The 12980-nt window shown below is 45.1% G+C and carries 8 protein-coding genes; 4 read left to right on the forward strand and 4 right to left on the reverse strand.

Translation table 11 applies throughout. The annotated features are described in order from the left end of the window. The 4 genes from GX419_13275 to GX419_13290 form a co-directional block, all read left to right on the forward strand. Window positions 1–910, forward strand: a 910-nt coding sequence (locus GX419_13275) for a translational GTPase TypA (protein NLI25667.1), incomplete at its 5' end; no start/stop codon positions are given. 305 nt (window positions 911–1215) lie between these two features. Continuing rightward, the gene (locus tag GX419_13280; protein NLI25668.1) at window positions 1216–1647 is read left to right on the forward strand and encodes a DUF2384 domain-containing protein; all 432 of its coding nucleotides are present in this window, start codon (window positions 1216–1218) and stop codon (window positions 1645–1647) included. Then, on the forward strand, window positions 1644–2108 hold the full coding sequence (locus GX419_13285; GenBank protein NLI25669.1) for an RES family NAD+ phosphorylase: 465 nt from the start codon (window positions 1644–1646) through the stop codon (window positions 2106–2108). Before GX419_13280 ends, GX419_13285 begins: the two co-directional genes overlap by 4 nt. 220 nt (window positions 2109–2328) lie before the next feature. Further along, window positions 2329–3999 (forward strand): DEAD/DEAH box helicase, encoded by a 1671-nt coding sequence (locus tag GX419_13290; GenBank protein ID NLI25670.1) that lies wholly within the window; start codon window positions 2329–2331, stop codon window positions 3997–3999. Between the two features lie 4 nt (window positions 4000–4003). On the opposite strand, the gene GX419_13295 is transcribed toward GX419_13290, so the two are convergent. From GX419_13295 to GX419_13310, 4 genes are all read right to left on the reverse strand, one after another. Further along, window positions 4004–7213, reverse strand: a complete 3210-nt coding sequence (locus GX419_13295; GenBank protein ID NLI25671.1) for a DUF4832 domain-containing protein — start codon at window positions 7211–7213, stop codon at window positions 4004–4006. 152 nt (window positions 7214–7365) lie between these two features. Then, window positions 7366–8250 carry a PKD domain-containing protein gene (locus tag GX419_13300; GenBank protein ID NLI25672.1) on the reverse strand — a complete coding sequence of 295 codons (885 nt, stop codon included), beginning with the start codon at window positions 8248–8250 and terminating at the stop codon, window positions 7366–7368. Between the two features lie 30 nt (window positions 8251–8280). Beyond that, window positions 8281–9801, reverse strand: a complete 1521-nt coding sequence (locus GX419_13305; protein NLI25673.1) for a RagB/SusD family nutrient uptake outer membrane protein — start codon at window positions 9799–9801, stop codon at window positions 8281–8283. A 12-nt stretch (window positions 9802–9813) separates the two neighbouring features. After that, window positions 9814–12753: a SusC/RagA family TonB-linked outer membrane protein gene (locus GX419_13310; GenBank protein NLI25674.1), complete on the reverse strand. Its 2940-nt coding sequence runs from the start codon at window positions 12751–12753 to the stop codon at window positions 9814–9816. Window positions 12754–12980: the final 227 nt, after the last annotated feature.

Genomic DNA, 12980 nt, shown 5'->3' on the forward strand with positions numbered 1-12980 from the left:
ACCTTTGCAGATTGATGAGCCAACTATCAGCATGCTGTTTACCATTAACAATTCGCCATTTTACGGAAGAGAAGGAAAATTTATTACATCACGTCATCTGAGGGAAAGGTTGTTCAGGGAAACGGAAAAGAACCTTGCCCTGAAAGTCATTGAAACAGAATCACCTGATGAACTGCTGGTTTACGGAAGAGGCATTCTCCATCTTTCCATCCTGATAGAAACTATGCGCAGAGAGGGATATGAACTACAGATAGGACAGCCGCAGGTGATTATAAAGAAAATTAACGGCATTGACCACGAGCCGGTTGAAACTCTCACAGTCCATGTGCCGGAAGAATATTCGGGCAAAGTGATTGAGGTGGTCACCCAGCGCAAGGGTGAAATTGTAAAAATTGAAACCAAAGGAGACCGAATTCATCTTGAATTCACCATTCCTTCGCGGGGCATTATCGGCTTGCGAAACGTCATTCTCACTGTAACCGAGGGTGAAGCCATTATGGCACACCGCTTTAAAACCTACGAACCCTGGAAAGGCGAGATTGCCGGAAGAAGAAGCGGCTCGCTCATTGCTATGGAAACCGGTGTAGCTGTTGCCTATTCAATTAACAAACTCCAGGACCGTGGAACCTTTTTCATTCATCCCAATGAGGAGGTTTATGCCGGCCAGGTAATAGGTGAACATATCCGTCAGGACGACCTGCTGGTAAACGTAACCAAGACAAAAAAACTGACCAATATCAGAGCGGCTGGTTCGGATGAAAAAATATTCATTACACCGGCAGTAAAATTCTCCCTCGAGGAAGCCATGGAATTCATTGCCAAGGACGAATACCTTGAGGTTACTCCAAGGTCTTTGCGTATCCGAAAGATCATTCTTGACGAACACGAGCGGAAGCGTGCATCGAGGTAAATTTACTCCTTTTTGTGCCGGCCTCAACCCGCGCCAATATTAAACATCCTCTTCCCTTCATAATGCCATCCTTTCGTCGGGATTGGATCAGTATTTCAATACATTCTCAAATTTGAGATAAAACCTGGTAAAACCTGGTAATAAAATTCGTAAAACCATGCACGTGGGCCAAGGCAAAACAGGTAGCTCGGGCGGGTGTGAATGCATGTAGGCCTAACGCAAAACAAGCAAAACAAAATAAAAAATACGTCATTTGTCAGCAATTTTACGACAAATTTCGTATATTTGTACATAATTTCATTGCCATGATAATTGACGAAGTTCTTGACCCCGAGGTTCCTTGCGGCTACAGCCTGGATGACAACAGCACCCTGTCGCTGATTCAACTGGCCAGAAGGGGTATAGCCTTTCAGGTCTTTCATCGCTTTGCCCGGAGTGTTTCGCTTACGATGCAGGAATGGTCATCATTTCTCCATGTTTCAGAACGTACGCTCCAGCGATACAGCAAAGAAAACCGTCCTTTTGCTCCCGACCAGTCAGAAAAGATTCTTGAAATTGCCCTGCTGTACAAAAAAGGTATAGCGGTTTTCGGCAGCAGGGAAAAATTCGACCACTGGCTTACTGCTAAAAACATCGCGCTGGGAGGTATGGAGCCAAAAAACCTTCTGGATAGTTCCCTTGGCATCCATCTTGTAAGTGACGAACTATCCCGTATAGAACAAGGTGTCCTGGCATGATGGTATTCCGGCTTTCCAAAGCACAGTTTGCCAGGGATCTTTCCGGCAGAGGAGCGCAGATTGCCGGAGGGCGGTGGAACAGCAAAGGGATTCCCATGGTTTATACCAGCCAGTCAAGAGCTTTATGCACTGTTGAAATTGCCGTACATACCCCGCTAGGCAACATTCCTGAGGATTATGTGCTGGTTTCTGTTTTTATCCCGGACCACCTGATAATAAAGGAACTGCAGGAGAAAGAACTTCCCGCCCGGTGGTATGCATTTCCTCATCCTCATTCAACTCAGAAAATAGGCGACCGATTTATTAACGGAAAAAAACATCCTGTGCTGAAGGTTCCCTCGGCAGTTGTTCAGGGCGAGTACAATTTCCTGCTGAATCCTCTGCATCCCGAATTCGGGAGTATTTCAATTCATTCTGTTGAACCGTTCCGCTTTGACGAAAGATTATTCAAAAGCCTTTAGAAACATGGCACAGCGGGCGGCCCAGGGTGTCTTCCTTTGTCAGAACGTATGATACAAAGCGTGTATATTAGGAATTGTAATTAATTTGCTTACCTTTGCGCCTTCATTAACCATGTAATTTCCTTGAGGCGTATTCTTTGTCCTCCCCTGTTTGAATACCACATCATCCGGATCCGGGTGACAAGTCCGCATCACAGAAAAAGCATACAACGTATTTATCATGATTTTATTTGAAAAAATGGGAATTGTTCCGGAAATTCTGGAAGCAATATCTCATATGGGTTTTAAAAAACCAATGCCTGTGCAGGAGCAGGTTATTCCTCTTCTGCTCGACAGGTCAACCGATATTATAGCTCTTGCCCAGACAGGAACAGGAAAAACTGCTGCATTTGGCATTCCTGTTGTCCAATTGACTGATCCGCTGAATAAAAATCCGCAGACGGTTATTCTGGCTCCGACACGGGAACTCTGCTTGCAGATAACCAATGATCTGATATCCTATGCACGTTTCCTGAAGGGAATCCGCATTCTTGCCGTTTACGGGGGAAGCAGCATTGAGACCCAAATCCGGGAACTGAAAAAAGGGGTACACATTATCGTAGCCACGCCTGGTCGTCTAATCGATCTGATGGAACGAAGGGCAGCAAAACTGTCGCATGTATCAACCGTTGTGCTGGACGAAGCAGACGAAATGCTCAACATGGGCTTTCTTGACAGCATCAACACTATTCTTGCCGGTATTCCTGACACACGTCAGACTCTTCTGTTTTCGGCCACCATGCCTCCTTCAATTGCTTCCATTGCCAGCCGGTATATGAAAGACCCGGCCGAAGTAGTTATCGGAACAAAGAATTCCGGTGCTGATCAAATCAGCCACACTTACTACATGGTGAACAACCGGAACAAGTATGAAGTGCTGAAGCGGATTGCCGATGCTGAACCCTCGCTTTACGGAATTGTTTTCTGCCGCACCCGTCGTGAAACACACGAGATAGCAGGCCGGCTGATAAACGACGGATATAATGCCGATGCTCTGCATGGCGATTTGTCGCAACAACAGCGTGATACGGTTATGCAAAAGTTTCGCGTCCGCAATATTACCATCCTGGTAGCAACCGATGTTGCCGCCCGTGGACTGGATGTAACAGACCTGACCCACATCATTCATTACAGCGCACCCGACGATGCGCAGGTTTATACCCACAGGAGCGGGCGAACCGGCAGAGCGGGTAAAAAAGGAAACTCGGTACTGCTTGTCCAGCCGAAAGAAAAACCGATTATCCGGCTGATTCAGAATACCCTCAAAACGCCTCTTACCGAAGGAAAAGTTCCCGGCGCCGGTGAAATATTTGAAAAGAGACTGGTCGGCTGGATTCAGAACATACAAAATGCCCAGACATCTGACCCTCACATCAGCACCCTTGCAGATAAGATCAGCAAACAACTCAGCGATCTAAGCCGCGAAGACCTCATCCGGCGCATGATTACCCTGGAACTGAAAAAATTCTCCGGATACGATGATCATCTCACAGAACCGGAAGAAAGAAAGGGAAAAACAAAACGCCGTCAGGAACCGGAAGATTTTGATTTCACAAGGTTATTTGTCAATGCCGGAAAAATGGACGGACTGAACAATGCCGAATTGCTGGGTATTATTAACCGCAATACCCGCGGAAAGAAAATTGCCCTCGGGAAGATCGACATCAAAAAGCGCTATTCATTTTTTGAGGTGGAAAGCAACAAGGCCGCCGAGATGATCCGGATTTTAAATACCGTACGTTTTCGCAACCGGGATTTTCGTGTTCAGAAAGCCGGAGATCATCTGATTAAGGAGTTTTCCAGGGCAGATATGGTTTCTGATCAGAACTTCCTGATCAGTTCAAGAAACTGATAATTTATTGAATGATCAGCTTTGCCTGGCGCACGGTTCCTTTCGAATCCACTGCCCTGATAAGATAGAGACCGGATGAGAGGTTGCTCCTCCTGAAAAGAATATTTTCCTGTTCAGCGACTCTCCCTTTATAAACCTGCGATATTTCCCTTCCGGAAAGGTCATACAGGGTAAGGAAAACCTGACCTGTAAAAACGGAAGACAGACTTATGAAGCAGGTTTCCTTTACCGGATTGGGAAAAATCCTGATGTCCTGCTCCGATGAAGGCTGGGAAAAAACACTTTCAATAATGGAACCGGGTTTCCCTCCAAGAGCAAAGGTGTAGTCGGAACGCTGTATGCCATTGTAGGCAAACATGCGGTAATAATACAGATGCAATGTATCTACTGAGGTATCGTGATAATACGATGCACTGGCAGGCAGGCGCACGAGTTCCTCAAAGTGTTCCTTGTCATTTACTGACCGCTCGATCACATAACCAGACGCATCACTTGACCGTGACCATTGAATGATAATTTTGGAAAAAGGTGTCGCCTGAGAATTCAACACCGCAAAATTCGCCGGTCTTGCTGGAGTAATAGGTTTATAAAAAATAGCTTCCGGTGCATTATCCGGAACGGGAGTCCCGTTGATTACCCCGGCTACAAAACTGGCAACCGAATTGTTCATGTTCAGGTCAGCAGATAGAGCTGTAAGTTCCAGCAATCCGTCCTTAAAGAACCGTTGAATTTTTTTCGCAAAAACCCAGTTTCCCCCGGAAGCGGTATAGAGAGAATCCTGCGAGAGAAGAAAATCATAGCCATTTATCCCGGTCAAGGGGTTTATGTTGCCTGTAGACTGATCCCTGTCAATATTGAGAAAAATCCTTACATGGTCATTTTCCTTGACCCCAAGAAAACTGAAATAAACCGAATCAGCGTAATATGCCATCCGAAACGGAACAGTGCGATCAATAAAACAGGTGGCAACCGGAGGAATAATAGTCCAATCCGTTGAATCACCGTCACCTTTCATAACAATAAAATCTGAAACCGGTTTGGCAAGGTAATGCGGTGATGACGTGATTGCACCAGAAAAATTATCTTCGCTCAAACGGTAGAGTTTATAAACATACCTGCTGTTCGGATTCAGGCCGGTATCAACGAAGCAAATGTCTGATCCTGCCAGCACAGTGCGATTTTTAAATTCTCCCCCGTTTTCGGAACGTTCAATTGCAGTGAACACCCCGGAGGAAACTGACCCCTGCCAATATAACAGAGCCTTGTTATTCCAGCCATTTATGCGAACCTCCGGTATTCCCTGAAGCAGCAGTCTTGCACCGGCAAAGGGCATAGCAAAATCCGGAAGATAATCAGGGGTTCCCTGCGGATCATTCACAAACGCAATGGAGAATTCTGTTGATAGACCAACCTGGCTCAGTTTGGACAGTGGAAAACCAAATTCAATAGTGCTGTCATTTTGCACGAGGTTGACCGTACCTGCCTGTTGCCAGTTCCATTCATGGACTGATCCGGAATAAACATAGAAAAATCCGTTTTCAATCAGATAGTCAGAACCATTACCCGACCATTGCCAGGCATTATAACCGGTAGCCGGATTCATATCAGCATCAATAAACAGCTGGAATCCGGGGTTAAGATTTGATCCCTGTACCAAAAAAAACAAGGAGTCCCTGTAGCGTATCGTTTTCAGGGTATGAATCCGCCCCCCTTCCTTCTCAGAAACGGATGGAATGCTTGTCCAGTCAATGCCCACACCATCAATCGTCAGATTGACATCTTCCGGGATTTCCCTTCTGGCAGGCTTAAAAAAAACCGAACCCGAATAAGCGGGAAGGCTTTCTTTCTTTATAACATTAAAAACTACCTGGAGGGAATTCATCCCTGATTTTTTTTCCCACACACCTGGATTAGCCATCCGAACTGAATAAGCCGGCACGGAATACAAACGGGGATCCGGATCGGGAAAATTCAGCAAAACCAGGTACTGCCCTTCGGGAGCCGAGGCAGGTAAACCTCCCCTAAAATCAAGGGTAATCGTATCATTTAATGGCCAGAAGCGAAGGTCATCCTGTACAGTGGCTTTGAACTCCTCACCTGTTTCCAGATGTCGGAGTATTATTTCTGCATGCCTGGGATTTACCGGATTGGCATATCCTTCATTGATAAGTTTCAGTATCAGATGGAACTCCCCGCCCGGTTTGGCTTCAGACTGAACAGAAGAAGCAATGAGGTAATAACGGAACCCCAGTTTTCTGTTAATGGTTTCAAAACAACCCTGGGTTTTCCAGTTTCCCAATACATTTGGATGATAATCCAGATTAAGGGCTGTCCAGTGAAACCTGGCAAGTTCGGCCTGCGCATTGGGACAGTCTGAATAGGGACTGCTCACATTGCATGTTTCGCCGGAAATCAGCGTGTATTTTGAATCACGTTGCAAATAGTCTTTATCCTTGACCAGGTCTTTGTATGTACCATAATCGTCTTTGCTTGCCACAAAGCAGTCGTTGTGATGCCCGATGCGTGCCTTTGGCAGGTCAGAATAAGTTTCAGCAGGTGAAATCGGAACCGTATCATTCAGGAGTTTTCTTTTGTAATCGGGCGTTCTTACTTCGATCTGTCGTTCCACAGGGAGAGCATCCAGCAAAGCATTCACCACCTGGCGTCTCATTTCCCAGTGCTCAGGGTAGAGAACGCCGGGTGAAAAAGCAAAGTAGTCGGTATAATACCACTCCCCCCATGCACCTATAAATCCGGCCTGCAGAACAAGAATCACATCGCTGTGTTTTTGCAGAAGAGGCTTCAGCTGACTGATATGGCGAAGGACGATATTCAGCGGAGCATCGCCATAAGGTTTTTGCATGCTTTCGGCATAGCTGAAACGAATTATAGCCTTCAGACCTGCCTTCCGGAGGGTATTAAAATCCTGTTCCATACCCATCAGATAGTCGCCGGAAATATCGGATGACACATTCCCGTTGAGGTAAAAATTTCTGAATATTAAAGTAATCCCCTGATCTCGATAACCGATGAGAGTATTCAGATTAAGAGGAGTATATGCTCCCTGGGAACTCACACTGGTAAAATGAAAGAAACCCCGTTCCGGGTTCGGTATAATGGAATCATGCCGGGCATATTCACGGTAAAGCATTGTCTGTCCGGCTGCTGTTAGAGTATACACAAATGCCGACAGAGCGATCAAAATCCTATGCATGGATATAATTTAATGATTTTCTGATTAATTAATCGTTTGTAAACCTTTCGGAGAAGAGGAGGATTATGAAAAGGAAGCCGGGAGGTCAACGTTTTCCCGGCTTTCCTTTTACAATGCCAGGTTATTAAAACCCGGCAAACCGAACCCGTGTTCTATGGTTGCATATTGAAGACATAAGCAGCCGCACCCTGAGCCGGGAAGAATCCTGCCGGTTCCCAGTTCACGTATTGGGTCATTATAATTGTAACCTTGTTGCCCATCGCCAACTGTTTTTTGGGAGCAGTCATCTTACTGCGTTTGAAAGCCCATTCTACTTTAACAACAGGGCCAACCTGTTCATGGTACCCGTTGATAAGATAATCGCTGACCGCAACTTCTGACCAGGGCCATCCCGGATCAAGAGCCGGATCAACTTCGAATACACTGGACCAGGCTCCGGTTGTAATAGCAGCTTCAATGTAAAGATCTACTCCAATGGCATGATGGGTCCAGGGAATGAAGCCTGTGGTTGAATCATTGTCAAGGTCAAAAAAGATACCGGTAGGAAGAGAATCAGAAAGATTGTCCTGAACTTCCATGTAGAAGTAGATGTTTTCGCCATCATAATCGAGCTTCACCTTATTGATAATTCCTCCGTTATTATCAACGGAAACAAAGGCATCCGGAATGGTACTCCAGTCGTCAAACGAATTGTCGTCAAGTTTCACCGGACTTGCCTTGGTGACAGTGAGTTTGTAGATGAAAACGTTTTCACCGCCCGGACCTTTTGCTGTAAGGGTAATGGTATACTCTTTGTATTCAGCAAAAGTGTGAACCGGATTGACTTCGGTTGATGTCTGACCATCGCCAAAATTCCAGACGTAGCTGGTGGCATTTTCCGATTCATTGGTGAAATTAATAGTACGGCCATCGCCGCCAATAGTATAGGAAAACAATGCCTCCGGTTTCGGATGGCTTTCCTCTTTGGAGCAGGAGTAAAATACCAGCATTGATGCAATAATTACTGCAATGCCCGAAATACATCTTAAAGTTCTCATAAGCAGTATAATTTAAAGGTTAATAAATTATCATGGGTTTTGGGTGCATAAGGGATTAATACGGATTTCATTTTCGGGAATATAATAAATATTTCTCGGATCGTTCCATGGAATAATATTGGTAGGAGCAGGTTTTGAATAATCCACATCGCTTTCCTTCAATCCTGGCAGGTGATAACCCCAGTATGAACGGTTGAGATCCATCTTATTCCGGTACAGGTCAAAAGATCTGTGCGCTTCGAAAGCAAGTTCCATGCGGCGTTCTTCCAGTATTACATCGAGAAGGGTCTTGCCGGAAGGAACTGTTCCGTTGTACAGTTTATTTTCCAGACCACGGTTGATGCGGATGGCATCCAGATCAGCCAGGGCAGCGGCAGGGTCATTTTTGCGAGCATAGGCTTCAGCCCTGTTCAGAAATTGTTCCGAAATCCGTAAAATTACAGGTGAACTCAGGGTGGGGGATCCATCCTGAAACGAAAACTTGGTAACATAATACACCTTGATTCCTGTTCCGGTTCTTCTGACCACATTGCCATTGTTGTCGAGCAAAGGAACAATGTATTGGTTACGGGTATCTTCCGGATTCTGCCCCAGGAGTTCCCTCAGGGGATCGGAGGCATATTCCTCACCCCAGCCTGAGTTTCCATCAGAATAATACATTGATGCGATGGATCCGTATTTTTTCAGATCATCGGCCAGGGTATAGATCACACACCAGATCGTTTCCTTAGAAGAAGGCGCGTTCCGGAAATAATTCGGAAAATCAGGTTCCACCTGAAACTGTCCTGAATTGATGACCAGAGAAGAATATTTAATAACCGAATCCGGTTCATTCATGTACAGAAAAACGCGGGATAGCAAAACCTGAGCAGCATATACCGATGCATATCCAGCACCTCTTCTGGTGTTTGGTTTCATCAGAGAAGCAGCTTTTCGCAAATCATCCAGAACAAACGAATAGACCTCCTTCACGGTTGCTCTGGCTTTTTCTGTTTTTTCATTGTCGGAATTCCGAATGATGATTCCCGGAGCATCCGGATCATGCGTGTACTGTTTTGCAAAGAGATTCAAAAGGGTAAAATGGGCAAAGGCACGCATAAAATAATTCTCGCCTATAATTTGCAGATCGGTTGCCGTAGGATTCGGCAAACCTCCCTTTTCATATAGACTAATTACCAGGTTTGTGCTGGATATGATCTTGTAACTCACATACCAGAAGTACGAAGTATTTTCCTGCGAAGGGGTATGCTGTCGGGTAAAGCTCAGGTAAAACGGGTCAGTGGTTACCTGACCGCAAACGACATTGTCGGATGCAAATTCAGTGAGGAAAAAATACTGTCGGAGGTACGAGTAGTTCTGGTTCTGGACACCGTTAAAAACGAGTACATCTTTCAGCATGGCATAGTTACCGTTGGCAATGCTCTGCAAACCACCTGGCATTTTAACCAGTTTATCCGGAGTAATCTGATCGGTGGGTTCAAATTCCAGCTCGCAGGCTGTCATGAATGACAGCATACTTATAAGAATGTATAAAACAGCACTTTTTTTCATAACCGGAATGTTTTAAAATTTCACTTTTACACTGAAGTTGTACTGATGATTAAGCGGATATTTCAGGTCGTTGACTCCTGCCAGCGACCAGTCGGTAATACGAAGGGTTGCTTCAGGGTCAAAACCTGTATACTTTGTCAGTGTAAATAAGTTATCTCCACTGAGAATCAGCGTAATTCCGCTGACTTTTTGCTTGAACCAGCTGGAAGGCAGTTCATAACTGAGGGTAATGTTCCTGAATTTCAGGTAGCTTCCATTCTCAAGAAAGCGGGTTGAAGGATAGTACGAAAGAGAATTGGCCCCCATACGGGGAAGATTGGCATTATCGCCCGGTTTAGCCCATCTCACATCACCAGGTTGCGGCTTAACAAAGTTCATTCTGGGTTCGGCACCATCGGTATCAAACTGGGAACGGTCGTTATTATACACTTTATTCCCTCCGAGGTAACTCAGATTGAATGAAAAGGCGAATTGTTTATACTGTACCACCGATGTAAAGCCTCCATAATATTTTGGCATGGCTGAACCGGCGTACTGAGCTTCAGCAGCAGAATAATCGTAGGTAGTTACCCTGTCAGTAACCACGCCGTTTGCATCGCGTACCACTTTTTCCCACATGGGATTACCGTTATTGGGATTCACACCCTTCCATACCGGCAGATAGAAAGCATACAAAGGTTTGCCATTTTCCAGCCTTTGCTCGATACCGTTCAAAATTCGGGGTTTTGCTCTCGCAATTCCCCCCACTTCATTAGTGTTGAAACTGAAATTAAAATCTGTGGTCCAGGTAAAATCTGATGTTTTAATATTCGTTGATGAAATTCCAATTTCAAATCCTTTGTTATAGATTTCTCCTGAATTTTCCCATCTGAACTCATATCCAATCGAATACGCCTGCTGAGCAACAAAAAGAAGGTTTGTGGTTGTATTGGAGTACAGATCCAGGGTAAGGTCTATCCTTTTCAGGAGGCTGAGGTCAATTCCCAGGTCCAGCTGCCGGGCCTTTTCCCAGGTAAGCTGAAGGTTGGGAAGCTGGTAGGGATAAGCACCCACCTGTCCGTTGTAATTGCTGTTTAACGAATACAGGGCATTATACTTACCGGGATCAATGGCTTCATTTCCGGTATACCCGAAACTAAGCCTAAGCTTCAGCATATTGATGGCATTCACGGTACTCAGGAAATCTTCCCTGCTGAGAATCCATGCCCCGCTGATCGTTGGGAAGACAGCCGTTTTATGGCCGGGAGCAAATTTGGAGTTGGCATCTACGCGGTATGAGCCTGTGAGGAAATATTTCTCCCTAAAATTGTAATTGATCTGGCTCAGAAAGGACTCAAGCGTATTTTCCCCGTAGGCTCCTGAAACCTTGAAGTTTTTCGATGTAGTATTGAAGGTTCTGTAACCCTGCATGAGGCCTTCTGCTGAGGCGCCCCAGTTATCGGAATAACCATAGGAAAATTCCCCACCCACAAGTCCGCTCAGATTGTGATCGCCAAATGATTTGCTGAAACGCAACAAGTTGGTGCTGAGGGCCCCATATCCAAAACTATTGTCGCGTGAAAGGCTGCCGATTCCATGAAGCGGACCGGCAATCTGCGGATTGATTACATTGGTTGATAGACTGTTCCAGTAACTCAGGCCGGCCGTTGATGAAAACGTAAGCCAATTCGTAATTTTCACATTCAGCCCAAGATTCAGATTCATGGAGGCTCCCTGATAACCATAATCCGAATTCTGAATGGAATGAACAGGATTAATTTTGTCACGTGAATACCAACCCTGGGTTGACTGATCGACATACCGCACTTTGCCGGAGGCATCGTAGGCGCTATCCCACGGAGATGACAACCAGGTATAGTACATATCCATATAATCGTAACTCTTTCCTCTGGAAACGGACAGGTCGATATTTCCATTCAGATTAATCCTGTCGCTGAAGGCATAGCTGTTGTTCGACCGCAGGCTGAGCTTTTCAAAATTCGTATTCATAAAAGTACCATCTTCATTGAAATAGCTTGCTCCGAGGAAGTATTTATACTTCTCTGATCCTCCGCTGGCTGATAAATAATAATTCTGAATGACAGCCGGTTTGAAAATCGTATTGACCCAGTCAAAATTCCTATTACGCAAAGCTTTCGGATAATTATTCAGAAACCTCACTTTATCGATATATCCGGTAGTATCGGTAAACAATCCCTGGTGGGCATCATAATATTCGGCTCCGTTCATCATCTTAACTTTCCCAAAATCAGGAGTACGCAGACCAACAGTGGAGGAAAATTCATACTGAGGTTTGGTACTCCCCCGTTTGGTTGTAAGAATGATGACTCCGCCGTTGGCCCTTGATCCATAAAGTCCGGTGGCCCCGGCATCCTTCAGAATAGTAACATTCTCAATAAGAGCAGGATCAATACCCGGGTCACCATTTCCGGCAATAATACCATCGACCACATATAACGGTTCCGAATTGCCGTTCAGGGTGCTGGTTCCTCTGATTCTTATTTCAGAAGCGGCACCGGGATAACCGCTGCTGTTTACTACCTGCACCCCTGCCACTTTCCCCTGAAGCATGGTGCCCATGTTGGAACTGATAACATCCCGCAGCCGGTTCTCGTTCAGAACTGACACAGAACTGGCAATTTCCGTTTTCTTTTTCTCACTGTAACCCATCACCACAATTTCTTCCAGAGTTTTGACCTCAGGGGCAAGTGCCACGTTGATGGTTGTTTGCTCGCCCACCGGGATTTCCTGAGTCTGGTATCCAACAAACGAAAATACCAGAACATCCCGGGCCGAACTTACCTGGATCTGATAACTTCCATCCAGGTTGGTAACCGCGCCGGTTGTTGTTCCTTTGACTACAATATTGGCTCCGGGAAGACCTTCCCGGGTGTCAGAACCAATTACCTTTCCGGTAATTATGCGCTGGCTGAACAAAGCACCTGGTATCATAAGCAGGAATAATACCAACCATGATACTTTAAAAAGCGGCCTTGAGTGATCTCCTGGGTTTATCATACTGTACTCAATTTTTAAATAACAATTATTAAATGTTTTTGAAAATTCAGGATTCAAAGCATTACATAAGACAAAAATAAACAATATTCAAGACTTCGAAACAAAATTAAAAAATATTTAAGACTTCGAAACAAAATTTATAATAAAAATGCAATAAAAAA

It is taken from the genome of Bacteroidales bacterium, assembly GCA_012517825.1.
GTDB lineage: Bacteria > Bacteroidota > Bacteroidia > Bacteroidales > JAAYUG01 > JAAYUG01.

Coding starts and splice junctions, on each gene's coding strand:
- GX419_13280 (NLI25668.1), top strand. CDS start 1,216: ATGATAATTGACGAAGTTCTTGACCCCGAGGTTCCTTGCGGCTACAGC.
- GX419_13285 (NLI25669.1), top strand. CDS start 1,644: ATGATGGTATTCCGGCTTTCCAAAGCACAGTTTGCCAGGGATCTTTCC.
- GX419_13290 (NLI25670.1), top strand. CDS start 2,329: ATGATTTTATTTGAAAAAATGGGAATTGTTCCGGAAATTCTGGAAGCA.
- GX419_13295 (NLI25671.1), bottom strand. CDS start 7,213: ATGCATAGGATTTTGATCGCTCTGTCGGCATTTGTGTATACTCTAACA.
- GX419_13300 (NLI25672.1), bottom strand. CDS start 8,250: ATGAGAACTTTAAGATGTATTTCGGGCATTGCAGTAATTATTGCATCA.
- GX419_13305 (NLI25673.1), bottom strand. CDS start 9,801: ATGAAAAAAAGTGCTGTTTTATACATTCTTATAAGTATGCTGTCATTC.
- GX419_13310 (NLI25674.1), bottom strand. CDS start 12,753: ATGATACCAGGTGCTTTGTTCAGCCAGCGCATAATTACCGGAAAGGTA.